The organism is Paracoccus seriniphilus (assembly GCF_028553745.1).
In the GTDB taxonomy this organism is placed as follows: Bacteria; Pseudomonadota; Alphaproteobacteria; order Rhodobacterales; family Rhodobacteraceae; genus Paracoccus; species Paracoccus seriniphilus.
The window spans coordinates 1,154,399-1,178,582 of record NZ_CP067129.1 but is presented as its reverse complement, the minus strand read 5'-3'; the positions used below and the strand labels follow the sequence as shown (position 1 = coordinate 1,178,582).

Below are 24,184 nucleotides of genomic sequence, written 5' to 3'. Positions count from 1 at the left end.
GCGCCCCGGGGCGCGGCATTTTTATGGCAAAACCTGTCTGTATAGCCTGTTGACGGATCACGGCGGCACGACTAGCGTGCACACAATGACGACCGGCCAGTCCGGCAGGGAGAGGGCGCCTTAGCGTCGGGGCCGCGGGAAAACCGCGGCCCTTTTCATGGCGTGATGCGTCACGGTCCCGGTTCTCTTCCCCAGAGCATGCCGCTGTTCCGGCCAATTGGGGATCACCTTGTCATTGCGCAAGAGAGCGGGATGAAATTTCGGCGACGGTCCTCATGAAAGCCAATCCGGCCCTCAATCCTTGGTGATCCCGGTCGTCGTCGTTGTGCACTGACAAAGCATTGCAGACATGCTAGGCGGACAGGGACTATCGAGCAAAGGGAAGACATAGACATGCCGATCAAACCCTCGCATACATTGCTGGCAGCGCTGGCTCTTGTTGCGGCTCCGGCCTTCGCCCAGGACAGCACGACTGACGCCGCAGAAGACAACGGCGCCGTTGCCCAGCAGCCAGCAGGCGATCAGGCCCCGACCGCTCGGCCCGAGGCTGCAGAACTGGCCGAGGCTCTTGCAGCCAAAATGGCGCCCGACGAAGCAACGCCCGACGAAGGCGAAGTGGCCGAGGCAGCTTCGGACGAGCCGCAGGTCGGCAGCTATTACGTCAAATCCACCCATACGGACTGGATGCTGCGGTGCATCCGTGCCGCCCAGGGGCAGGATCCCTGCGAATTGTATCAGCTGATGAAAGATGGCGAGGGCAACTCGGTCGCTGAAATCACGCTGATCCCGCTGAAGAACAGCGATGTGGCTGCCGGAGCAACCATCATCGCGCCTCTGGAGACCGACCTGATCAGAGGGCTCGGCTTCGCGGTCGACAGCGGCAAGGCACAGCAATATCCCTTCAGCTTCTGCGCTCCGGTCGGATGCGTGGCCCGCATCGGTTTTGCCGAACCGGAACTGGCCAAGCTCAAGGGCGGCAACAAGGCCAAGCTGTCGCTGATGCCCTTTGGCGGCGATCCGAAGAACCCGGTCCAGCTTGACCTGTCCCTGTCGGGTTTCACGGCTGCCTTCAACGAATTGTCGAACTATGCCGAACAGGCAAGCGCCGCAGCATCGGCCGAGAAACCGGCGGAATAATTCGTCCTGTAGACAGCAAACACTGTCCTGAAAATGCAAACGGCGCCCCATCGGGCGCCGTTTTTCCGTTCTCTGGCCTGCGCCCTATACGCGTTGCAGGGCAATCACCGCATTCAGCCCGCCAAAGGCGAAGGCATTGGACAGAACCGCATCCACCTTGGCATCCCGCGCCTCATTGGGCACCACGTCCAGACCGCATTCCGGGTCAGGCTCCTGATAGCCGATCGTCGGGGCAATCACCCCGTCGCGAAGCGCCATGATACAGGCCAGCAGCTCGACCGCGCCGGTGCCCCCGATCAGATGCCCATGCATGGATTTCGTCGAGGAAATCATCAGGCTGTCGGCGTGATGTCCGAAGGCATGGGCCACAGCCGCGCATTCGGTCTTGTCATTGGCTGCCGTGCCGGTGCCATGCGCATTGATATAGCCGATCTGTTCGGGATTGAGACCGGCATCGCCGATCGCGGCGGTAATGGCACGTTCGGCCCCCTGCGCCGAAGGCATGACGATGTCCTGCGCATCCGACGACATCGCAAAGCCGACGACTTCCGCCAGAATTTCCGCGCCACGGGCGCGAGCGGATTCGTAATCCTCGAAGACGAAGACCCCGGCCCCTTCACCCTGCACCATGCCATTGCGATTGGCGCTGAAGGGGCGGCAGGCATCCTTGGACATGACGCGCAGCCCTTCCCAGGCCTTCACGCCGCCAAAGCACAGCATCGCCTCGGAACCGCCGGTCAGCATGACCTGCGCAGCCCCCGAACGGATCATCTGGAATGCCAGACCCATTGCGTGATTCGAACTGGAACAGGCCGTCGCCACCGTGAATGCCGGACCGCGCAGGCCGAACTCCATCGAAACATGGCTGGCTGCAGCATTGTTCATCAACTTGGGCACGACAAAGGGATGGACGCGGTTCTTGCCCTCTTCGTAGACGGCACGATAATTTTCATCCCAGGTATTCAGGCCACCGCCCGCCGTGCCCAGAATGACACCCGAGCGCAGCCCCAGCGCGCCAACGAAGCTCAGCCCCGATTGCGCCACGGCCTGTTTGGCCGCCAGCAGCGTGAACTGGGTGAATTTGTCGTAAAGCAGGATTTGCTGGCGGTTGAAGTAATCCTCGGGCCGCCAGTCATGCACCTGCGCACCGATCTGGATGGACAGCCGGTCCACATCTCGGAAATTCAGCGCCGTGATCCCGCAGCGCCCTTCGCGAAATGCGTTCAATGTCGTCTCGACATCATGACCAAGCGCATTGATCGTGCCGGCGCCGGTGATCACGACGCGACGCAATCCCCTGTAGCTTTCGCCCGCGACAGAGCCGGCAACCGCCGGAGCAGGCACGTTGCCTTCGGAAGCTTCCCCGGATGACGAGGCCTTCTTGCTGGATTGTTTTGAACTCATGCAGCTTTCTGCGCCACCAGGCGTTCTACCGCCGCGATGATCGTTCCCATGTTCGAAATGTCGAAGTCCGACTTGTCGGGTTCATTGGCGTTGAAGGGAATCGTGATGTCGAATTCCTCTTCCAGTGCAAAGATCGATTCGACAAGGCCAAGGCTGTCGATGCCAAGATCCTCGGGGGTCGCATCATCATTGATCTGGTCAGGCTCCAGCATCGCCTGTTCTGCGATGATGGCGCGGATTCTGGATTTGATCGTGTCGGTCATGAGGCCTCCTGTTCAGCCCTTTTCCAACAGCCGTGTAACAGTTTCCTGAAGCTTGGCGAGCTGTTGAGCAAAACGTGGCAAGCGACGCATCGCTTTCTGGATTTCCATCTGTGTTTCCATCTTCACGGCCGGATGGCCAAGGATGACCCGTCCTGCGGGCACCCTGCTGAAGATCTTGGTCGCGCCACCGGCGATCACATCATCGCCGATGACAATATTGTCGGACACACCGACCTGACCGGCCAGCACCACACGGTCACCGATTCTGGACGAACCGGCAACACCGACCAGCCCGCACAGCAGGCAATCGCTGCCGATCTCGACATTATGCCCGACCTGAACAAGGTTATCGATCTTGGTTCCCGATCCGACCCGCGTGGAACGGATGGTGCCGCGGTCAACCGTCGAATTCGCACCCATTTCAACGTCATCCCCGATTTCGACGCCACCCAGGGAATGAATCCGGGTCCAGTGCTGGGCATGGATATCGGCGCGCGCGCCCAGGGTGCGGCGGATTTCCTCGATCCCGGATTCCTCGGGGGTGACGAACGAGAAACCATCGCCCCCGACCGAAGCCCCGGGCTGCATGACGAAGCGGTCGCCCGCCGTCACGCCATGGGCGATACGCGCGCCCGGATGAATGACGCAGTTTTCTCCAAGAACGCTGTCGCGCCCGATCGAAACATGGGCCGCAATCCGTGATCCGGCACCGATGCGGACATTGGCGCCGATCACCACCAGCGGACCAATGGCGACATCCGCGCCGATCTGCGCCGAGGGATCGACCACCGCGCTGGGATGAATTCCGGGCGCGATATCCAGCCCCGGATCAAAGGTCCGGGTCAGTCCTGCCATCAACAACCTTGGCCGGGGCGCAAAGATCGCCGCCTTCAGTCCATAGGCTTCGGGGTCCATGCCTTCGGCCAGAATGGCCATGCTGCCGGGCTTCAGTGCCTCGGCATATTTCGGGGACATGGCCATGGCGATGACGCCGCCTTCAGGCCCGACCGGACCCGTCGCGGCGGGTTCGGCCGCGCCCGTCACCGGAAGGCTCGTGTCCCCCCAACTGCGCGCATCCAGCGCCTTCGCCAATTCACCGATATTCACAGATTTCATCGCACCCTCTTTCAAGTGCCGACTTATTCGCTTTCTGCCCCCGAATCCAGTGCGATGGCATCCAGCCCGCGCAAGATCGCATCATCCCGCCCGTATATGTCGTCAAAATAGCGAATCCGGCCCGTCTCATCAGGATAGGCGGTGAAATATACCAGATGCACCGGCAATTCGGGCGTAAGTTTCAGCCATTTTTCCTGACCGCTGTCCAGGGCCCGGCGAAACAGCGCACCCGGATTGCTGCTTTGCGCGGAAAGCAATGTCTCGGCCAGATCGAAAGGATCACCCACCCTGACACAGCCATGCGAATAGGCGCGCACGCGATTGCCGAACAGATGTTTGCTCGGCGTGTCATGCAGATAGATGTTCCAGCGATTCGGGAAGATGAATTTCACCAGACCCAGGGCGTTGCTGTTGCCTGGCTGCTGGCGCATCCGATAGGGAAAATTTGCCGCCGTATAGCGTGAAAAATCAATCTGATCGCGCGGGATTACCCTGCCGCGACCGTCCACCACATCCAGATGCGACAGGGCGTTCCGATTGTCCTTCAGGCGCGGCAGATATTCGCGCACGGTTATGGACCGGGGCACATTCCAACGCGGATTGACGACCACATATTCCATCCGGTCCGAAAATTCGGGGGTCTGCATGTCGTCGTCGGATTTGCCGACAACCACCCGGGTGCGGAAGACCTCGGTCCCGCCATCAATGACGCGCGCGGTGAATTCCGGGATATTCACCCAGACGTGGCGGCTGTCCAGATCCTCGCCGGCCATCCAGCGCATGCGCTCCAGCGCGGCGATGATCTTGCGGCTGCGTCCATCCCCCGAGGCATCGACGTCACCATTCAGATGGCGGATGGTGCGGGGACCGGCGATCCCGTCCGCCGCCAGCCCGACAGCCGATTGATAGCGCGCCACCGCTGCCGACAACGCCGCATCATAGACCAGCGGATCATCGCCTTCGGCCGCAAAACCGATGCTGGCCAGACGTGCCCGCAAAGGCAGAACCCCTGCCCCCCGCATCCCCACGCGCCAGACGGCTTCGGGAGCGCGCGGCAAATCCGCCGGCACAGAGATATCTGCCGGACCATTCAGCGCCTGCTGCAAGGCCAGATAGGCCGGATGCCGCGGAGCCTGCCGCAAAAGAAATGCAAGGGGGTCGGCCGATTGCACGAATTGCGCAATCAGCTCGCTGATCACGGGTCGGACAACCCTGCGATGGTTCTGCCGCGACACCGCCTGCGGATCAAGCGCGCCGCCAGTCATATCTTCAAGATAGCGGGCCAGAACCTCGGCATGAAGCAACTCGGCCTCAAGCCCGGCAGTCGCCGCCTTCAGCGCCTCGGGACGGTATCGTGATCGCGGCAGGCCATGCCGGGGGGCCTGCGACACAGCCTCGCCCAAAGCATTGCGCAATCTTTCGCCGGATTCGCCCTGAAAGACCGGCTTCAGACCATTGCCGCCATAGAAAGCCGCCAAATGCGGTCGAGCGGCCACAGCTTCGGCCAGTTTCATCTCGTCACGGGTGAATTTCAACCTTGGGGCGAGCAAGGCGCCCGAACCGGCCCCGATCTGAATGACAGTCTGCGCCGATATCGGCCCCGCCAAGCAAAGGACCGACAGCAATGACGCGGCCAAAAATCCCGAAAAACGCAACATGAAACCCTCAACACTACACAACCCACACCTGACATCGAACGGTCATCTGCACCAGCAGACTGACCGTCGCGGCATCAGGGCAATCACCACTGTTGCCTCGATGCCACGCTCTGCGCCCTACAAGCAACGGAAGCGCAGGTTCGGCGGAAATCTGCCTATGGTAGCAGAAATCCGGCAATTTGGGCAGGAATCTGTTTCTGAATGCCCGGGGCTTTGACATATTGTTAGGAAGTCGGGGCTAAACCCGACCATGCCGCAACAACAGCGCGGCCACCAGAGTGAAGCAGGACAGGCGATCTGACATGACTATGAACCTTATCTCGCGTCGTGGCATACTTGGTGTGTTCGCGGCCACTTCCGTTTCGGCCGCACCAGTGATGGCAAATGCGTTCGGATTCTTGCGTGGGGCCGGCGATGTGCGCCGCATCAAGATGTACAACGGGCGGACCGGTGAAAGCATCGACACGGTTTACTGGGTCGACGGCAAATATGTCCGAGAAGCGCTGAATGAAGTGAACATCTTCATGCGCGACTGGCGGACCGGCACCGCCATCGGCATCGACCCGCGCACCATTGATGTCGCGGCTGCGTCCCACCGGCTGCTGCAGACGAATGAGCCCTACATGATGCTGTCGGGCTACCGCTCTCCGCAGACCAATGCCATGCTGCGCCGCACCTCGCGGGGGGTGGCCAAGAATTCGCTGCACGTTCAGGGCAAGGCTGCGGACCTGCGTCTGAAATCGCGTTCGGTCAACCAGATGTACAAGGCCGCCATGGCCTGCAAGGCGGGCGGCGTCGGGAAATACTCGCGCTCGAACTTCGTGCATATGGATTGCGGTCCGATCCGCACCTGGGGCTCCTGACCCTTCGCAAGCGGCAATCGAGGATGCGTTGCTCGCCGTCCTGCCGGGCAGCGCGTCAAGACATGGGTGCCACATTTTCACGCGACATCTATCGGTGACTAAATTCTTGACGTTACTAGCCCTTTCCTGAACGCTGTCGTTTACCATTTCTGAAACGGATAGCGGAAACCCAACCAACATGAGTCCCCAGACCTCGCGCAGATTTCGGACGGCACGCAGAATCCAGGCGGCGGCGGTGGCCCTGGCCTCGCGTCATGGCCTTGCGAATGTGACCACTGAAGCCATCGCGCAGAAGGCCGAGATCAGCACCCGCACCTTCTTCAACCACTATCCCTACAAAGAAGCCGCGATCATGGGCCCCCCGCCCGACTATCCTGCGGATGCCGCGGAACGTTTTGCCTCGAGCACGGGACGGCTGATCGATGATCTCAACATTCTGATCGAATCGCATCTGTCGCGTTTTCGGGGCGATCGCGAGATGGTGGCACAGATCACCCGACTGGCGTCTCAGGACCAGAAGGTCGCGGCATTGTTCAGCAGCGCCATTCTGGCACGCCGGGCACAGATGCGCGAATTGCTGAAACGACGCCTGCCCGATACCGACAATCGCAAGATCGAGATTCTCGCCGCCGCGATCGTTGGCGCAACCAATGGCGCGACACGGGAATGGGTCACCGGACCGGATGACGATCTGATCTCGCTTGCCCGCAGCTATCTGGGCCTGATCGTCAACTCGGCCGAACTCTTGAACGACTAGCCCGGCGTCATGGCGCCAGCATCTGCCGGAACAGGTTGTCCAGATAGACCTGCGCTTCGGCATAGGGGTCATGACCCGGCCCAAGCACGGCTTTGATCTGGGCCTCGAAATCCGCGTAATGCTGCGTCAGCGCCCAGATGGAAAAGATCAGATGATGGGGTTCGACGCGCTTCAATCGTCCCTGTTCCATCCATCCTTCCAGTACGACAACGGTGCTGTCGACCAGCTCGCGCAGCCTGCCACCCAGAATGTCGCCCAGATGCGGTGCCCCTTGCAGGACCTCATAGGCGAACAGCCGGCTTTCGCGCGGGTAGTCCCGTGAGAGCTGCAGCTTGGCCGCGACATAGCGCAGCACTTCATCCAGCGGGTCGCCCTCGCTGTCGATATGCAGCATCGGTGCCAGCCAGGTATCCAGCAGGGCAGTCAGCAGGGTCTGGTAGATCTCATCCTTCGATCCGAAATAATACAGGACATTGGGCTTGGACAGGCCGGATGCCTCGGCGATCTGGTCTATCGTCGCGCCGCGAAATCCGCTGGCAGAAAAGACCGTCAATGCACCCTCCAGGATGATCTCGCGATTCTTCTGCTGGATGCGCGTGAGCTGCGGCTTGGCGTCGTCTGTCATGATGTAACCCGTAGTGCCATGATTCATTTCTAGGCAGCCGATGATCTTTTGTCAGCCTTCAGTTTTTGCCTTCTTGACTGAATGCCTCGCCGTGCTAGCCTCAATCTGACCGTTTGGTAAACATTTTGCGGCCCCGAAATCCGGCGTGTGGCCTTGCAGTTTTCCCATTCAGCCGACCCCGCGCCAAGACGGGGCGGCAAGACAGGAAGGACATGAAGATGACCCTATCTGACCCTGCAACCTCGGCAGGCAATATCAGGATTGATGGCGACCGGCTGTGGGACAGCCTGATGGAAATGGCCAAGATCGGCCCCGGTGTCGCCGGTGGCAACAACCGTCAGACGCTGACCGACGACGATGCCCGCGGGCGCGAGCTGTTCCGCCGCTGGTGCGAAGAGGCCGGCATGTCGATGACGCTGGACCGGATGGGCAATATGTTCATGCGCCATGAAGGCAGCGACCCGGATCTGGATCCCGTCTATATCGGCAGCCATCTGGACACCCAGCCGACGGGCGGAAAATACGACGGTGTCCTGGGCGTCCTGTCCGGGCTGGAGGTGATCCGCACGATTCGCGATCTGGGCATTGCGACCCGCCGCCCGATCATCGTGACCAACTGGACGAATGAGGAAGGCACGCGTTTCGCCCCGGCCATGCTGGCCTCGGGGGTCTTTGCCGGCGTGCTTGATGAGGAATATGCCAACAGCCGCCTGGACGCCGAAGGCAAGAGCTTTGGCGAGGAACTGGATCGCATCGGCTGGCGCGGCGAGGAAACGCCGGGTGACCGGCCCATCCATGCCATGTTCGAATATCACATTGAACAGGGCCCGATTCTCGAAGCCGAAAACAAGCAGATCGGCGTAGTGACCCACGGTCAGGGCCTGTGGTGGCTGCAGGTCACACTGACGGGCAAGGAATCCCATACCGGCTCGACCCCGATGAACATGCGCGTCAATGCCGGGCTGGGCATGGCCCGCATCACCGAGGCCGTGCACCGCATCGCCATGCAGCATCAGCCCGACGCCGTGGGCGCCATCGGCCAGGCCAATGTCTATCCAAACAGCCGCAACGTGATCCCGGGCAAGGCAGTCTTTACCATCGACTTCCGCAGCCCCGATCTGGAGAAGCTGGCCTCGATGCGCGCGCAGCTTGAGGCCGAAGCACCACAGATCGCGCAGGACCTGGGCCTCGGGATCGAGATCGAACCGGTCGGGCACTTCGACCCCGTCACCTTCGATGAACGTCTGGTCGGGCTGGTGCGCAACGCGGCCGAGCGTCTGGGCTATAGCCATATGGATATCGTGTCGGGCGCGGGCCATGATGCCTGCTGGATCAACAGGGTCGCCCCGACGGTGATGATCATGTGCCCCTGCGTCGACGGCCTGTCCCATAACGAGGCCGAGGAAATCAGCCCGGAATGGGCGAAGGCCGGCGCAGATGTGCTGCTGCACGCGGTGCTGGACGCAGCGGAAATCATCCGCTGACATGATCTGGCCTGTCCGCATGTCCGGCGGGCCTATCGAACCAACAGGAAGGATCAGGTGATGAGCACAGTCATCAGAAACGGCACCATCGTCACGGCAGATCTGACCCAGAAGGCCGATGTTCTGATCGAGGACGGCAAGATCGCCGCCATCGGCAACGGGCTGGTCGGGGACAAGGTTCTGGACGCGACAGGTTGTCTGATCATGCCGGGCGGAATCGACCCGCATACCCATCTGGAAATGCCCTTCATGGGCACATATTCCGCCGATGATTTCGAAAGCGGCACACGCGCGGCTGTGGCAGGCGGCACGACCATGGTCGTGGATTTCGCCCTGCCCTCGCCCGGACAGGGACTGCTGGATGCCCTGCAGATGTGGGACAACAAATCAGGTCGCGCACATTGCGACTACAGCTATCACATGGCCATCACCTGGTGGGGCGAACAGGTCTTTGATGAAATGGATGCCGTGGTGAAACGCGGCATTACCAGCTTCAAGCATTTCATGGCCTACAAGGGCGCGCTGATGGTCAATGACGACGAGCTGTTCTCCAGCTTCCGCCGGGTTGGCGATCTGGGCGGCATCGCATTGGTTCATGCCGAGAATGGCGATGTCGTCGCCGAGTTGTCGTCGCGCCTGCTGGCCGAGGGCAATACAGGCCCCGAGGCCCATGCCTATTCCCGCCCGCCCCAGGTCGAGGGCGAGGCCACCAACCGCGCAATCATGGTGGCCGATATGGCGGGCGTGCCGCTATATGTCGTGCATGTCAGCTGCGAGGACAGCCATGAGGCCATCCGCCGCGCCCGTCAGCAGGGCAAGCGTGTCTGGGGGGAACCGCTGATCCAGCATCTGACGCTGGACGAAGGCGAATATTTCGACAAGGACTGGGATCATGCCGCCCGCCGCGTCATGTCACCGCCCTTCCGCAACAAGAAACATCAGGACAGTCTTTGGGCCGGTTTGCAATCGGGCAGCCTTTCGGTGGTGGCGACGGACCATTGCGCCTTTACCACCGACCAGAAGCGCTATGGTGTGGGTGATTTCACCAAGATCCCCAATGGCACCGGCGGGCTGGAGGACCGCATGCCGATGCTGTGGACGCATGGGGTGAATACCGGTCGCCTGACTCCCAATGAATTCGTGGCCGCGACCTCGACCAACAGCGCCAAGATCCTTGGCATGTATCCCCGCAAGGGCGCGGTTCTGGTCGGCAGCGACGCCGATCTGGTGATCTGGGACCCCGAGGCGGAAAAGACCATCACCTCGCAGAACCAGCAGTCTGCCATTGATTACAATGTCTTCGAAGGTCAGAAGGTCAAGGGCCTGCCACGCTATACGCTGACACGCGGCGTCATCGCCTTCAACGAGGGCAAGATTGAAACCCGCGAGGGGCATGGTGAATTCGTGGCCCGCGAAGCGCGCGGCAACGTCAATCGCGCGCTCAGCCAGTGGAAGGATCTGACCGCGCCGCGACCGGTTGAACGCAGTGGCATTCCTGCTTCGGGGGTTTGAATTTGGATCGACCCGAGACCCGAAAGAGGCTGGCCGGGGAAACGCGGCCAGTCATCGAAGCTCAATCCGTCAGCCTGACCTTCCAGACCGCGGATGGTCCCGTTCACGCCCTCAAGGACGTCAATCTGACCATCAATGAAGGCGATTTCGTCAGCTTCATCGGACCGTCAGGCTGCGGCAAGACCACCTTTCTGCGCAGCATCGCCGCCCTGGAAACCGCCACCGGAGGTCAGCTGAGCGTGAACGGCATGAGCCCCGATCAGGCGCGGCTGTCGCGGGCCTATGGCTATGTCTTTCAGGCGCCGGGGCTGTATCCGTGGCGCACGATTTCCGGCAATATTTCCCTGCCGCTGGAAATCATGGGTTTTGACAAGGCGGACCGGCGCGCCCGCATCGAGCGGGTTCTGGAACTGGTCGATCTTGACGGCTTCGGCGGAAAATATCCCTGGCAGCTTTCGGGCGGAATGCAGCAGCGGGCCAGCATTGCGCGCGCCTTGGCATTCGACGCCGATATCCTGCTGATGGATGAACCCTTTGGCGCGCTGGATGAAATTGTTCGCGACAAGCTGAACGAGGCACTGCTGGATCTGTGGCGCAAGACCGGCAAGACCATCGGCTTCGTCACCCATTCGATTCCCGAGGCGGTCTATCTGTCGACGAAGATCGTGGTGATGTCTCCGCGTCCGGGCCGCATCACCAATATCATCGAAAGCCCCCTGCCGCCGGAACGACCGTTGGAAATCCGCGACACGCCCGAATTCATTGCCCTTGCCCATGAGGTGCGCGAAGGTCTGCGCGAGGGACATGGCGATGGCTGAATTGGCCCCCACCCGTCCCGCGCGCCGCAATTGGCGGATTGCCGGCGTGGATCGCTATGTGCCGGTGGCGGTGGTTCTGCTGGTCATCCTGATGATTTGGTATCTGGGCGCGATCGGCATGAATGCGCAATGGGTTCGCGATCAGGCTGCACGGGCCGATGAAACCATGTCGGCGCTGGAGTTCACAAAACGCACCCTGACGCTGGACCGCCCGGTCCTGCCCGCGCCACATCAGGTCGCTCTTGGTCTGTGGGACGGCATTGCCGGGCAGAAGATCACATCGAAACGTTCGCTGGTCTATCATGGATGGGTCACGCTATCGGCAACGCTGGCCGGATTTGCGATTGGCAGCCTTGCAGGAATTCTGCTGGCCATAGGCATCGTCCACAACCGCGCCATGGATCAATCTGTGATGCCCTGGGCCGTGGCCAGCCAGACGGTGCCGATTCTGGCCATTGCGCCCATGGTCATCGTGGTCTTTGCCAGCGCCGGCATTACCGGCCTGATGCCCAAGGCGGTGATCGCGGCCTGGCTGTCATTTTTTCCGGTTCTGGTCGGCATGGTGAAAGGGCTGCGCACCCCCGATGCCATGCAGCTGGACCTGATGCGCAGCTGGAGCGCCTCGGCCTCGCAGGTCTTCTGGCGACTGCGCCTGCCTTCTTCGATGCCTTATCTGTTCACCAGCCTTAAGGTCGCGGTGGCGGCGGCACTGGTCGGCACGATTGTCGGAGAACTGCCTGCGGGGGCGACCTCGGGCCTGGGTGCGCGGCTGCTGTCTGGCAGCTATTACGGACAGACCGTGCAGATCTGGTCGGCGCTGTTCGCGGCCGCTGCACTGGCCGCGATCCTGGTGATGATCATCGGCATGATCGAAAGGACAACGCTGCACAGGATGGGGCTTGCACGATGAATGGCGTGGCCTGGCAAATCTTTCGTCGCGAATTGCGCCCGACCCTGCTGGTCGCGCCCTTCCTGATTTTCGCGGCCATCATGACCCCGGCGCTGACGCCAATCGTGCTGGTCTGGCTGGGGGCCTGGACGCTGAACATCGCACTGACCAGTCTGGACCTGCCCTTCTCGCGGGTTCTGACCCCGATCATTTTTGGTGCCACCATTCTGCTGCTGTGGGAAATGGCCTGCCGGATCTTTGAAATCCCCCCGGTCATTCTGCCCCCGCCCAGCCGGATCGCCGTCAGTTTCACGCAGAACACATCCATCCTTTGGACCGATTTCGTCCAGACCATCTTGAAAGGTGCCCTGACCGGCTGGATGATCGGTGCCACCGCCGCCATCGTCACCGCCGTCGCGATTGATCGCAGCCCCTTCCTGCAGCGCGGATTGTTGCCCATCGGCAATTTTGTCGCGGCCCTGCCCATCGTGGGGATCGCGCCGATTCTGGTCATGTGGTTCGGCTTTGACTGGCAATCCAAGGCCGCCGTGGTGGTGGTCATGGTGTTCTTTCCGATCCTTGTGAACATGGTCGCCGGACTGGCAGCAACCGATGCGATGCAGCGCGACCAGATGGCCACCTGGGCCGCGCCCTATTGGCAATCGCTTTGGAAGCTGCGGATGCCCGCCGCCATGCCCTTCCTGTTCAACGGGCTCAAGATCACCTCGACGCTGGCGCTGATCGGGGCCATCGTCGCCGAGTTCTTTGGCAGCCCGACCAAGGGCATGGGCTTTCGCATATCGACCGCGGTCGGCCGTCTGGACCTGCCCCTTGTCTGGGCCGAGATTCTGGTGGCGGCAATCGCGGGTTCCTTGTTCTATGGTATCGTTGCGCTGATCGAAAAGAAGGTGACGTTCTGGCATCCATCGCAGCGCAAATAACGGGCCTGAGCCCCCAACAGGAGAGTGACGAATGAGACATCTGGTGATTTCGGCTGCCGCCCTTGCATCCATGGTCACGGCGGCCCATGCCGCTGACGACCTGACGCTGCAACTGAAATGGGTCACGCAAGCACAGTTCGCAGGCTATTACGTGGCCAGGGACAAGGGCTTTTACGACGAAGAGGATCTGAACGTCACCATCAAGCCCGGTGGCCCCGATATCGCGCCGACCCAGGTTCTGGCCGGAGGCGGTGCCGATGTCACGGTGGAATGGATGCCCGCTGCCCTTGCCGCACGTGAAAAGGGGCTGCCACTGGTCAATATCGCCCAGCCCTACAAATCCTCGGGGATGATGCTGACCTGCCTGAAGGAAAGCGGGATTTCCGATCCGCAGACGGATTTTGCCGGCAAGACGCTTGGTGTCTGGTTCGCAGGAAATGAATACCCGTTCCTCAGCTGGATGAACACGCTTGGTCTGTCCACCGAGGGCGGCGAAGATGGTGTCACCGTGCTGAAACAAGGCTTCAATGTCGACCCGCTCTTGCAAAAGCAGGCCGCCTGTATCAGCACCATGACCTATAATGAATACGGGCAGATTCTGGATGCCGGGCTGACCCCGGACGATCTGGTCACCTTCAAGTATGAGGACCAGGGCGTCGCGACTCTGGAAGATGGGCTGTATACGCTGGAGCAGAATCTTGACGATCCCGAAATGGTCGACAAGCTGGCGCGCTTTGTGCGTGCCTCGATGAAAGGGTGGAAATACGCCGAAGAACATCCCGAAGAGGCGGCCGAAATCGTTCTGGACAATGATGAAACCGGTGCCCAGACCATCGAGCATCAGACCCGCATGATGAGCGAGGTCGCCAAGCTGACCGCAGGTTCCGACGGCACCCTGGACGAGGCAGATTACCAGCGCACGGTCGAAACGCTGCTGGCCGGCGGCTCTGATCCGGTGATCTCGAAAGAGCCCGAAGGCGCATGGACACATGCCATCACCGACAAGGCCCTGAACTGATCTGCATCGTGACATTCAAGAGTATGGGCAGGGGGGCTGACGCCCCCCTGCCTGCATTTCCCGGATAAGGCCAGATGCTTAGCGCGCCAGTTCGCGCAGCACCTCTCCGTTGCGATCCACTTCCAGGATGACGGTCTCACCAGCCGGATTGGTGGCTTCCATCTCGATACGCGGACCAGCCGGACGAGGTTTGCCGATCTCGGTATATCCGGCATCATTCAGCTTTTCGCCGATGGCGTCGACATCGATACGGGGCATGGGGCGATCATCGCCGTGACGAGCTTCGGGACCGGGACGACCGTCAGGGCCCGGGCGGCCTTCGGGGCCGTGATCACCACGTTTGCCATGCATGTCGCCACGCTTGTCCATGCCGTGGCCCTTGCCACCCCGGTGATGGTCACCCCGTCCTTCGTCGCGATGATGTCTGTCGCCACGCTTGCCGGCGTGATCCTCATCGCCGCGACCAAAGCGCATCAGCCGTCCGTCGGCATCAAAGCCCGCGCGCAGTTCTTCGCCATCGGCATCCTGCCCGCCAACCATCGCGCGGCCCTCGCGCCCGCCGACCTGATCGATCACCGCGAATTGCGACAGGATATCATTGTCGCGCACGGCTTGCGGAAGCATCTCGTCCAGCACCGATTGCGGCAGGGCCGCATCGTCGCCCCTGATCATCAGGACGTTGTTTTCCTTGTCGAGGATGGCTTCGATTTCACCGCCGCCCGGCAGATCACCTTCGATCTTCTGTGCGCCGCGCGGACCTTTCTTGACGTCGACATCGGTCAGTTCCAGCGCCTGCAGGACGCCGGGAAGTTCGACGGATTGCGCGTTGTCCTGTGCGAATGCCGATGTTCCCAGCCCCGCGATCAGGGCGATCGAAGTGGCGGTCATCGTGAAAATCTTGCTGCTCATCATACAATTCCTTGTCATGTTCCGTCCGAAACCCGTTTCTGGGCCATCCGGACGAATCATGTTTTAGCTGTCACTAGCCGAACGAAAGGCCAATGCCTCGTTTGGTTTTCATTTGGGCACAACAGCGCATAGATAGCATCATGAAACGCCACGTCCTGATCTTTGCCTGTCTAGCCGCCATTGCCGGGGCGCTGTTGCTGCGCCCTTCCGGCGATCTGGAACCGCATCAGGTTGCCGGTCCGGTCAGGGCGCTTTCCGGCTCTGCCTCTGCGCAGGACTTCCGGCCCCTGCCCTTTCACGCAATGGCAAAACGCGTTGGCCAACGCTATCGCGGGCGGCTGATCGGCGCGGACATCACGCACCCGACGCCGCGCGAAAGAGAACTGGGCGCGGCGCTGATCTATGAGTTCCGGATCATCACGCCCCAGCAGAACCTGCTGAAGATCCGCATGGACGCCCGGGATGGCCGTTTTCTGGAAATCGCCGGGCGTGGGCAGACGAAGGCGCTGCGCAAGGGCGGGGCAATGAAGAACACAGACAAATACCGGGACGCGAACTGATGCGCGCATTGATCGTAGAAGATGACCAGGTGCTGGCCGGACAGTTGATGTCGGCCATGCAGGATGCAGGCTTTGCCACCGACCATGCGGGGGATGGCACCGAGGGCGAATTCATGGGCGCGACCGAAACCTATGATGTCGCTATTCTGGATTTGGGCCTGCCCGGCCTGTCGGGGATCGATGTGCTCACGCGCTGGCGTGATCAGGGCATATCCATGCCGGTTCTGATTCTGACGGCGCGGGGTGACTGGACCGACAAGGTCGCAGGTTTTCGTGCAGGTGCCGATGATTACGCGGTGAAGCCGTTTCGTCTGGAAGAAGTGGTCCTGCGCGCCCAGACCCTTGTACGCCGCGCGGCGGGCCATAGCCGTTCCGTCATCCAGGCCGGGCCGCTGACCCTGGATACGCAGTTGGGGGTCATTACCCGCGATGGCAGCCCGCTGAAGCTGACGTCATTCGAGACAAGGATCCTCAGCTATCTGATCCATCATCAGAACCGCATCGTCAGCCGAACGGAATTGTCGGAACATCTTTATGAAGCGGAAACAGACCGGGATTTCAAATCCATCGAGGTTGTGATTGGTCGGCTGCGTCGGAAAATCGGCGATGGGCTGATCCAGACCCGTCGCGGCGAGGGATACGTCCTTGAGGTTCCGGCTGCATGAAATCGCTGCGGGGCAGATTGCTGATTCTTGCCGGGGTCTGGCTGACGGCCGCCTTGTTGGCGGCCTTCCTGCTAATCTCGCACCTGCTGGGGAATTTCGTGACCGACCGGTTCGACGCGGAAACATCGGCCGTGGCGGATGCGTTGATTGCGTCAGTGGGTATTGATTCCGAAGGAGAAACCACCGTTCCCGCCCCACCTGCAGATCCGCGGTTCGGTCTGCCGTTCAGTGGCTGGTACTGGCAGGTGAACGTAGATGACAAGGTCGTGGCGCGATCGCCCTCATTGCTGGATGGTCGCCTGAGCGGCGCGGCGGGCAGCTTCATCGGCGGGCAAGGGACAGGTGCTGACGGAGCCCCGCTGCGGGTTCTGCGACGCGAGATCACCATACCCGACAGTGATTCCGTGGTCGCGATTACCGTGACCGCTCCGCAAGATCAGATAGAAGAAAGCCTGCTTCAGATCCGCAGGCCGCTGGCCATTTCCCTGATCGTTCTGGGTCTGGGTCTTGCCGCCGCCAGCGTCATCCAGGTGACGGCCGGACTGCGCAGCCTGGATCGGCTGGGGCATGATCTGCGCCACGTGCGCGAGGGCAAGACCGACAGGCTTCCCCTGCCCGATGTCACGGAGCTTCAGCCCTTGACCCATGAAATCAATGCCGCGCTTGATCAGAATGCCGCGCAGCTGGAGCGGTCGCGCCATCACCTGGGAAACCTGGCCCATTCCCTCAAGACGCCGCTTGCCGCCTTGACGAATGAGCTGCCGATGGATCATGCCGGTCAGGCGCTGATCGCGCGGATGGACCGGCTGATCGGCTGGCATCTGCGGCGCGCGCGTCAGGCCGGGCCACGCCAGATGGGGCTGCGCTGCCTGATCCGCCCGGTCATTGACGACATCCTGCTGGTGCTGCGCTGGCCGATGCATGACAAGGGAATAACCGCACAGGTAGACTGTCCTGATGACCTGGGCTTTGCTGGCGAGCGGCAGGACCTGGAAGAGATGATCGGCAATCTGAGCGAAAATGCGGTCAAATGGGGGCGAAGCCAGATCCGCATTTCAGCCCGGATGACAGAGGGGCGGTTAATCCTGAAGGTCGAGGACGATGGTCCGGGCATGGCGCAGGCAGACGCACCCAAGGCAATGATCCGTGGCGCGCGGCTGGATGAATTCGGGCTGTCGGGATCTGGTCTGGGTCTGGCGATCGTGGCGGATCTGGCTGCCCTGCATGGTGGATCGCTTCGACTGGAACGCGCTGATATCGGCGGCCTGTCGGCGGTACTGGATCTGCCAGCCTGAAAGGATATGGGGAAAAGGTGCAGGATTCTGTTGCAAGGCTCCTGCGGGCCCCGCCTTACGCTGCTAGGCGCAAGGAGTTAGGTTTCGGTTACCCGAGCTGCTTACGCAGCCAGAGCGACCGGAGCACGGTTGTCGTTGGCAACTGTACAAAAAGCACCGATAACGGTGGTAGCTCACCGGGACAAAGCAAACCCCTTTAGACGTTCGTCGATCCTGTTTCGGCCCCATGTTCCCCCAACGAGGGTATTTGGTGGAGCCGCCGGGTACCGCCCCCGGGTCCGATCCGCTTATTACGAGCGCGTTTATGTCCATAGTCCGACTTGCGCCGAACAGTTCCGATATAGGCCTCTTGCGTGTCATCTGCAAGACCTGGCTGGACATCCGGGCCGCTTCGCCCATTGATCCGTGGCGACCGGCAATGCAATGGTGGCCCGTCATCCACACGAGAAGAGACTGTGACATGAGCTGTGCCTGCGGACATCACGCCCCGACGATGAACCACGATTGTGACGACCATGGCACGCCTGTTGCGCTGCGCGCGCCCCTGCTTGCGCTGAACGGGAAGATCACCTGTGCAGAGACCGCTCAAATGCTGACGGCGCTGTCGCTGCTGCCCGATCATATGGCGCTGAGCCGTCAGGAGCCGGGCTGCCTGCGCTTTGACATATGGCAGGACGAAGACCCGATGGTCTGGAACATTACGGAGCTTTTCACCGACCAACAGGCCTTCGCGGCCCATCAAAGCCGGACCGCGGACAGCGAATGGGGCCGAAACAGCACCGAAATGCAGCGTGATTTCACCAGCAAAGAGGTTTTCCCCGTCATTCGCCCTGAATTGGCCAGCGATCACGATGGCATTGTTCGATTGCATGAAGCAGCCTTTGGTCGTGGTGACGAGGCCGCATTGGTTCAGACCCTGCGCAGCGATGGCGACCTGGCGCTGTCCCGGGTTGCGGTGGCGGCGGGGCAGATCATTGGACATGTGGCGCTTTCACCTGTCGAGGCCCCTCGGCCCGCATATGCGCTGGCACCCGTGGCGGTCACGCCAAAACTTCAGTCCCGCGGCATCGGCGCGGCGCTGATCACCGCTGCGCTGGAATGGGCGGGCCCGGCAACGGTCGTCGTGCTGGGCGATCCGGAGTATTACCCCCGCTTCGGTTTTGTTCCGGCGGACCTGGACTCTCCCTATGCCGGGCCGCATCTGATGATCCGCGGAGAACTGCCAGCGGGCGTCACCATCCGGCATGCGCCCGCCTTCAGCGGATTGTAAAGCCCGATCAGCGCTTGCGCATGGCATCCATCAGCGCCGCACCCAATGCGCCGGGCGCTGTCCGGTCTCCTTTCGGGGCGGCCTGTCCCTTTGTGGCACGCGGCGTCCTGGGCTGGGCCTTGTCGCGGCCACCTCCGGCCGATGATTTCTGCCCGCCCTGATCGCGGCCGCCATCCTTGCGCATCGTCAGGCCGATCCGTTTGCGGGCCACATCGACCTCGGTCACGCGGACCTTCACGATATCGCCCACCTTGACCACCTCATTGGGGTCCTTGACGAACCGGTCGGCCAGCTGGCTGATATGCACCAGCCCGTCCTGATGCACGCCGATATCCACGAATGCACCAAAGGCCGCGACATTGGTGACGCTGCCTTCCAGAGACATGCCGGGGCGCAGATCGCGAATATCTTCAACACCATCGGCAAAGCTGGCGGTCACAAAGCTGGGTCGCGGGTCGCGTCCGGGCTTTTCCAGTTCGGCGAAGATATCGCGAATTGTCGGCAGGCCGAAATTCTCATCCACGAATTGCTCGGCGCGCAAGTCTTTCAGCGCCGAGGCATCGCCCATGATCGCGCGAATATCGCGCCCGCAGGCGGCCACGATCTTGCGTGCGACCCCATAAGCCTCGGGGTGAACCGAAGAGGCATCCAGAGGCTCGACCCCGTCGCGAATCCGCAGGAATCCCGCGCATTGTTCAAAGGCACGCGGCCCCAGACCGGCAACCTTTTTGAGCGCCGCGCGCGAGGGGAAAGCGCCATGGGTGTCGCGATGATTGACGATGGATTGCGCCAGTGACGGCCCCAGTCCGGCGACATGTGCCAGCAAGGGGGCCGAGGCCATGTTCAGATCGACCCCGACGGCGTTCACGGCATCCTCGACCACGGCCTCCAGCGTCTTGGTCAACTGTCGCTGATCGACATCATGCTGATACTGCCCGACGCCGATGGATTCGGGCGGCACCTTGACCAGTTCGGCCAGAGGATCCTGCAAACGTCGCGCAATCGACACCGCGCCGCGCAGCGAAACATCAAGATCGGGAAATTCCTTCGCCGCCAGTTCCGAGGCCGAATAGACCGATGCCCCTGCTTCCGAGACCACCACACGGGTCGGGGCCTTGCGGCCCTTCGGCAGGCGCTTCAATACGTCGCCGACCAGACGTTCGGTTTCCCGGCTGGCAGTTCCATTGCCGATGGCGATCAATGACGCATCATGACGCTGAATCAGCGTCAGCAGGGTCGCCTCGGCGCCACGCAGATCGTTCCTGGGCTGGAACGGATAGATTGTCGCGGTGTCGATCAGCTTGCCGGTGCCGTCGACCACGGCCACCTTGACGCCGGTGCGAATGCCGGGATCCAGACCGATGGTGGTCTTTGCGCCCGCCGGAGCGGCCAGCAGCAGATCCTTGAGATTGCGGCCAAAGACGCGGATAGCCTCGTCATGGGCGCGTTTGCGCAATTCGGTCAGCAGATCGATATACATGGTGTTGGACAATCTCACGCGCCATGTCCAGCCCGCGACCTTGCGCAGCCATTGATCCCCTGCCCCATCGCCAAGCCTGCCGATGGCCTGAGCCACGATGCCCTCGGCCCGAGCTGCACCGGTGTCGGGATCGGGGGCGATTTCGATGGTCACGATTTCTTCTTTGGCAGCGCGCAGGATCGCCAGGGCGCGATGGCCGGGAATATCGGCCCATTTCTCGCGATGATCGAAGTAATCGCTGAACTTCGCGCCAGCTTCCTCTTTTCCCTCGATCAGCTTGGCCGCAATGAAAGCCTCGCGGCGCATGAAGTCACGCAAGCCCCCCAGCAAGGTCGCATTCTCGGCAAGTTCTTCCACCAGAATGTCGCGGGCCCCGTCCAAGGCCGCCTTGATGTCTGGCACCTGCTCGCCGGTATAGGAAGCTGCCAGTTGCACCGGGTCGGCCTGGCGGTTCTCGATGATCGACCGGAGCAAGGGCTCCAGCCCCTTTTCACGGGCGATCATGGCCTTGGTGCGCCGCTTGGGCTTGTAGGGCAGATAGATGTCTTCCAGCGAAGCCTTGGTTTCCGCACCCATGATCGCGCGGGTCAGCTCATCGGTCAGCTTGCCCTGATCACGGATCGATCCCAGGATCGCCTGCCGTCGCGATTCCATCTCGCGCAGATAGACCAGACGTTCGGACAGGGTCCGCAGTTGCGTATCGTCCAGACCGCCCGTGACCTCCTTGCGATAGCGCGCGACAAAGGGCACGGTCGCGCCTCCGTCCAGCAATCCGGCCGCCGCAGTGACCTGCGCAGGTGTGGCATTGATTTCGGTCGCGATCGTGCGGGCAATGCGAAGAGCGGCGTCCATCTGGTCCTCATATCTGTTGAGGGACCATGTCTAGCGCCCCCTGCCAGTGCCGCCAAGAGATCAGTCCAGCGACAGTTCCGGCAATCGCGCCGCTTCCTCGATCTTGGTCTTGCCTGAAACACTGTCGCGCACGGCCTGGCGCAAAGCCTTTGAACGTTTCAGCACCCGGCGAAAGGCCAGTTCATCCAGTTCCAGCAGGCTGGTCGGGGTGATTGCGGTGATCTGGGCCCGACGGGGTTTGCGCGTCAGAACACTCATCTGGCCGAACATGTCACCCCGACCCAGCCGCGTGGTCTGACCGGCAATTTCCTGCTCGACCGCCCCCGAGGCGACAAAGAACACGCTGCGCGCCGGGCTGTCCTTGCGCGAAATGACCTTGCCGGCATTGTAATACCGTGTCTTCAGAACCCGGGTCAGACGCTTCAGCTCTCCCTCGTCCAGATCCGCGAACAGCGGGAACTGACGCACGAGCTCATTCTTGCGCATGGCCAGATCAAGGGCGGGTCGCCCCTCGGCCTTTTGCCGGCGCCGTCCGATGTCGGCCATCAGCGCCATATGCAATTCGGCCCCGATCAGACCGTCTTCACGCATGGCGTTATATTCATGTTCTTCGAGGCGCAGTGCGGTGCGGCGGATAAAGCGCCGCTCCAGTTCCTCGGCATAGCCCGGATATTGCAGGCGCAGCCCTTCCAGCGCGGTTTCCACCGCCTCGACCCGGCGGTTCAGCAGCTCATGCAGCAGCTCGGCGACCCGGCGACCGTGAATCCGGCGGATGCGATTGTCGATGAAGCCATGCAGATCCCGCATGATCAGGCGTTTGGCCAGCAAGGCCTCGAAACGGTCGGCCGTCATGCGCGCCATCGGTCCCGCAATATGCAGCCGGTTGTGAAGGAAAGCCACGAAGCGGAAGGTGCCGCCATATCGCAGGCTGCGCCGCGCGGCGCGTTGATAGCCGTTGCGCCCGCCCACCCGCGCACCTTCGATCAGGCGGTCGACATCGGACAAAATGCGCTCGGACAGTCGCGAACTGATCGCGCGTTCGCGAAAGCGGGTCAGAATGGCTTCGCGCTCATGCGCAGCCAGGGCGATCAGCCCCAGCGTAATGCGATCGCGATCGAGGATTTTCGTATTGTCATCGGATTCCGCCCGCGCCACGGCGAGATCCAATCGCTCGGCGAAACGCTTTGCTTCGGAGCGGACCGTTTCTCGTGTCAGCTCATAGCTTTCCGCCGTGGTAGCGACCTCTTCGCGCACGGTTTGCAGCGCGACGGCGATCACCTGATTGGACAGCGCCGCATCCAGCGGCGACAGCCGGTCCAGGCCCAGCCTGCCGATCACCCAGCGCAGGGTCGTCCCCTGCACCATCAGCGTGAACAGGGTGAATCCCGTGGCCAGAATACCGACCAGGCGCTTGGTCTCGACTGGAACGCTCTGGCTTTCGGTGACGGCCAGCGCCAGAGCCAGCGTCACCGCCCCGCGCAACCCGCCCCAAAGGATCGCCACGCGATAGGGGCGCTCGACCCGGGGGGACAACCGCATCAGTGTCAACAACGGCAACAGGCCGAACAGGATCAACGCACGGGCCACGAAAGCCGCAAGGATCACCACAAGGATCAGCGCATAGTCGCCGGGGCGGACCTCGCCCATCAGCCGCGGGATCAACAGCGCCGCCAGAATGAAGATCAGCGCCCCGGCCCAATGGGCCAACAGGTCCCATTCCTCGCGCAGATTGGTCCAGAAGGCAGGCGACAGATGTCCCGGCCCCGTCAGGTTCAGCGTCAGCCCCGCAGCGACCACCGCGATCACCCCCGAGGCACCGAACATCTGTTCGGCCCCGACATAGGCCAGATAGGGCACGGCCACGGATACCGACAGCTGCGCCAGCTCATAGCGGCTGAACCACTGCATCAGCAGCAACGCCATCCGGGCGACCAGCAGGCCCGTGATCACCCCGCCGCCAATCAGCATGGGGAACTGACTGAAAGCCTGAGAAAAGCTGGGGTCGGGCACCCCCAGCATCACAAAGCTCATGAACAGGCCGAACAGCGCGATGGCGGCGGCGTCGTTCAGCAGGCTTTCGCCTTCGATGATCCGGGACAGACGTCGTGGTGCCGACAAAGAGCGGAAAATCCCAACAACGGCCGAAGGATCGGTGGTCGAGACGATCGAACCGACCAGCAGGCAGACCACCAGCGGCAGATCGCTGACCCATGCCAGTGCATAGCCGATCATCAGCGTTGCCGCGACCACGGCCACCACGGCCAACGTCAGGATCGGCACCCAGTCATCGAACATCCGCCGGACATTCATCCCCAACGTTGCCTGAAACAGCAGGGTCGGCAGGAACACGTAAAGGAAGACATTCGAGCGGATCGGCAGCGCCAGTATCGCCTCGGCGACAGGATTCAGCGCATCGGTCAGATCGGTCCGCAGAAAGAATATCGCGCCGGCGCCAATCAGAATGCCCAGACATGCAAGGATCACGCTATAGGGCAGTGACAGCCGCGCAGCCAAGGGCTCGGCCGCCGCGATGACAAGAAACAGCAACGCCGTTATCGAAATCAGAAGCGCAATATCCATAGTATTGAGATAGCGGGAAAAACCGTCTCAGGGAATACAGAGGGTGACGGCTTTGCCACGCATTCTCGTGACCGGTGCAGCACAATCA

General features: G+C 61.7%; 21 protein-coding genes and 1 other RNA gene. 13 read left to right on the top strand and 9 right to left on the bottom strand.

The features are described 5' to 3' along the window. Positions 1-393 precede the first annotated feature (393 nt). On the top strand, positions 394-1,137 hold the full coding sequence (locus JHW44_RS05810) for an invasion associated locus B family protein (protein WP_089342996.1): 744 nt from the start codon (positions 394-396) through the stop codon (positions 1,135-1,137). 84 nt (positions 1,138-1,221) lie between these two features. Here JHW44_RS05810 and JHW44_RS05805 read toward each other — a convergent pair whose 3' ends face one another. The 4 genes from JHW44_RS05805 to JHW44_RS05790 all read right to left on the bottom strand — a co-directional run bounded on the left by JHW44_RS05805 (position 1,222) and on the right by JHW44_RS05790 (position 5,578). Continuing rightward, on the bottom strand, positions 1,222-2,430 hold the full coding sequence (locus JHW44_RS05805; protein WP_089343276.1) for a beta-ketoacyl-[acyl-carrier-protein] synthase family protein: 1,209 nt from the start codon (positions 2,428-2,430) through the stop codon (positions 1,222-1,224). Between the two features lie 107 nt (positions 2,431-2,537). Next, positions 2,538-2,804: an acyl carrier protein gene (locus JHW44_RS05800; protein ID WP_089342997.1), complete on the bottom strand. Its 267-nt coding sequence runs from the start codon at positions 2,802-2,804 to the stop codon at positions 2,538-2,540. Between the two features lie 12 nt (positions 2,805-2,816). After that, positions 2,817-3,920, bottom strand: a complete 1,104-nt coding sequence (lpxD, locus tag JHW44_RS05795; RefSeq protein WP_089342998.1) for a UDP-3-O-(3-hydroxymyristoyl)glucosamine N-acyltransferase — start codon at positions 3,918-3,920, stop codon at positions 2,817-2,819. Between the two features lie 23 nt (positions 3,921-3,943). Next, positions 3,944-5,578 (bottom strand): L,D-transpeptidase family protein, encoded by a 1,635-nt coding sequence (locus JHW44_RS05790; RefSeq protein ID WP_089342999.1) that lies wholly within the window; start codon positions 5,576-5,578, stop codon positions 3,944-3,946. 302 nt (positions 5,579-5,880) lie between these two features. On the opposite strand from JHW44_RS05790, the gene mepK reads away from it, so the two are divergent. Together mepK and JHW44_RS05780 are read left to right on the top strand one after the other, a co-directional pair. Continuing rightward, positions 5,881-6,441, top strand: coding sequence for a peptidoglycan L,D-endopeptidase MepK (gene mepK / locus JHW44_RS05785; RefSeq protein ID WP_089343000.1), 561 nt, complete (start codon positions 5,881-5,883; stop codon positions 6,439-6,441). Positions 6,442-6,619: 178 nt separating this feature from the next. Next, entirely contained in the window at positions 6,620-7,198 is a 579-nt protein-coding gene (locus JHW44_RS05780; protein ID WP_089343001.1) for a TetR/AcrR family transcriptional regulator, read from the top strand. A 7-nt stretch (positions 7,199-7,205) separates the two neighbouring features. On the opposite strand, the gene JHW44_RS05775 is transcribed toward JHW44_RS05780, so the two are convergent. Next, the gene (locus JHW44_RS05775; protein WP_089343277.1) at positions 7,206-7,823 is read right to left on the bottom strand and encodes a TetR family transcriptional regulator C-terminal domain-containing protein; all 618 of its coding nucleotides are present in this window, start codon (positions 7,821-7,823) and stop codon (positions 7,206-7,208) included. 218 nt (positions 7,824-8,041) lie between these two features. Here JHW44_RS05775 and JHW44_RS05770 point away from each other — a divergent pair, with 218 nt between their 5' ends. From JHW44_RS05770 to JHW44_RS05745, 6 genes are all read left to right on the top strand, one after another. Beyond that, positions 8,042-9,307: a Zn-dependent hydrolase gene (locus JHW44_RS05770; protein WP_089343278.1), complete on the top strand. Its 1,266-nt coding sequence runs from the start codon at positions 8,042-8,044 to the stop codon at positions 9,305-9,307. Positions 9,308-9,367: 60 nt separating this feature from the next. After that, entirely contained in the window at positions 9,368-10,819 is a 1,452-nt protein-coding gene (gene hydA / locus JHW44_RS05765) for a dihydropyrimidinase (RefSeq protein ID WP_089343002.1), read from the top strand. A 2-nt stretch (positions 10,820-10,821) separates the two neighbouring features. Beyond that, positions 10,822-11,637 (top strand): ABC transporter ATP-binding protein, encoded by an 816-nt coding sequence (locus JHW44_RS05760; protein ID WP_245846816.1) that lies wholly within the window; start codon positions 10,822-10,824, stop codon positions 11,635-11,637. A gap of 46 nt (positions 11,638-11,683) precedes the next feature. Continuing rightward, entirely contained in the window at positions 11,684-12,547 is an 864-nt protein-coding gene (locus tag JHW44_RS05755; protein WP_089343279.1) for an ABC transporter permease, read from the top strand. A gap of 80 nt (positions 12,548-12,627) precedes the next feature. Further along, positions 12,628-13,467, top strand: a complete 840-nt coding sequence (locus tag JHW44_RS05750; RefSeq protein ID WP_089343280.1) for an ABC transporter permease — start codon at positions 12,628-12,630, stop codon at positions 13,465-13,467. A 31-nt stretch (positions 13,468-13,498) separates the two neighbouring features. Beyond that, on the top strand, positions 13,499-14,485 hold the full coding sequence (locus JHW44_RS05745; RefSeq protein ID WP_089343004.1) for an ABC transporter substrate-binding protein: 987 nt from the start codon (positions 13,499-13,501) through the stop codon (positions 14,483-14,485). 78 nt (positions 14,486-14,563) lie between these two features. Here the strand turns inward: JHW44_RS05745 and JHW44_RS05740 are convergent, their stop codons facing one another. After that, positions 14,564-15,394 (bottom strand): collagen-like domain-containing protein, encoded by an 831-nt coding sequence (locus JHW44_RS05740; protein WP_143811431.1) that lies wholly within the window; start codon positions 15,392-15,394, stop codon positions 14,564-14,566. Between the two features lie 140 nt (positions 15,395-15,534). Between JHW44_RS05740 and JHW44_RS05735 the strand changes: the two genes are divergently transcribed. The 3 genes from JHW44_RS05735 to JHW44_RS05725 are packed head-to-tail and all read left to right on the top strand — an operon-like array spanning position 15,535 to position 17,914. Further along, positions 15,535-15,954: a PepSY domain-containing protein gene (locus JHW44_RS05735; RefSeq protein WP_089343006.1), complete on the top strand. Its 420-nt coding sequence runs from the start codon at positions 15,535-15,537 to the stop codon at positions 15,952-15,954. Beyond that, positions 15,954-16,619 carry a response regulator transcription factor gene (locus JHW44_RS05730; protein WP_089343007.1) on the top strand — a complete coding sequence of 222 codons (666 nt, stop codon included), beginning with the start codon at positions 15,954-15,956 and terminating at the stop codon, positions 16,617-16,619. Before JHW44_RS05735 ends, JHW44_RS05730 begins: the two co-directional genes overlap by 1 nt. Beyond that, on the top strand, positions 16,616-17,914 hold the full coding sequence (locus JHW44_RS05725; RefSeq protein WP_089343008.1) for a sensor histidine kinase: 1,299 nt from the start codon (positions 16,616-16,618) through the stop codon (positions 17,912-17,914). Before JHW44_RS05730 ends, JHW44_RS05725 begins: the two co-directional genes overlap by 4 nt. 16 nt (positions 17,915-17,930) lie before the next feature. Here JHW44_RS05725 and ssrA read toward each other — a convergent pair. Then, positions 17,931-18,284, bottom strand: a transfer-messenger RNA (tmRNA) gene (gene ssrA, locus JHW44_RS05720). A gap of 90 nt (positions 18,285-18,374) precedes the next feature. On the opposite strand from ssrA, the gene JHW44_RS05715 reads away from it, so the two are divergent. Next, positions 18,375-19,184, top strand: coding sequence for a GNAT family N-acetyltransferase (locus JHW44_RS05715; RefSeq protein ID WP_089343009.1), 810 nt, complete (start codon positions 18,375-18,377; stop codon positions 19,182-19,184). A gap of 7 nt (positions 19,185-19,191) precedes the next feature. Here JHW44_RS05715 and JHW44_RS05710 read toward each other — a convergent pair whose 3' ends face one another. Next, positions 19,192-21,516, bottom strand: a complete 2,325-nt coding sequence (locus JHW44_RS05710; RefSeq protein WP_089343010.1) for a Tex family protein — start codon at positions 21,514-21,516, stop codon at positions 19,192-19,194. A 60-nt stretch (positions 21,517-21,576) separates the two neighbouring features. Next, the gene (locus JHW44_RS05705; RefSeq protein ID WP_089343011.1) at positions 21,577-24,096 is read right to left on the bottom strand and encodes a cation:proton antiporter; all 2,520 of its coding nucleotides are present in this window, start codon (positions 24,094-24,096) and stop codon (positions 21,577-21,579) included. Positions 24,097-24,184 lie beyond the last annotated feature (88 nt).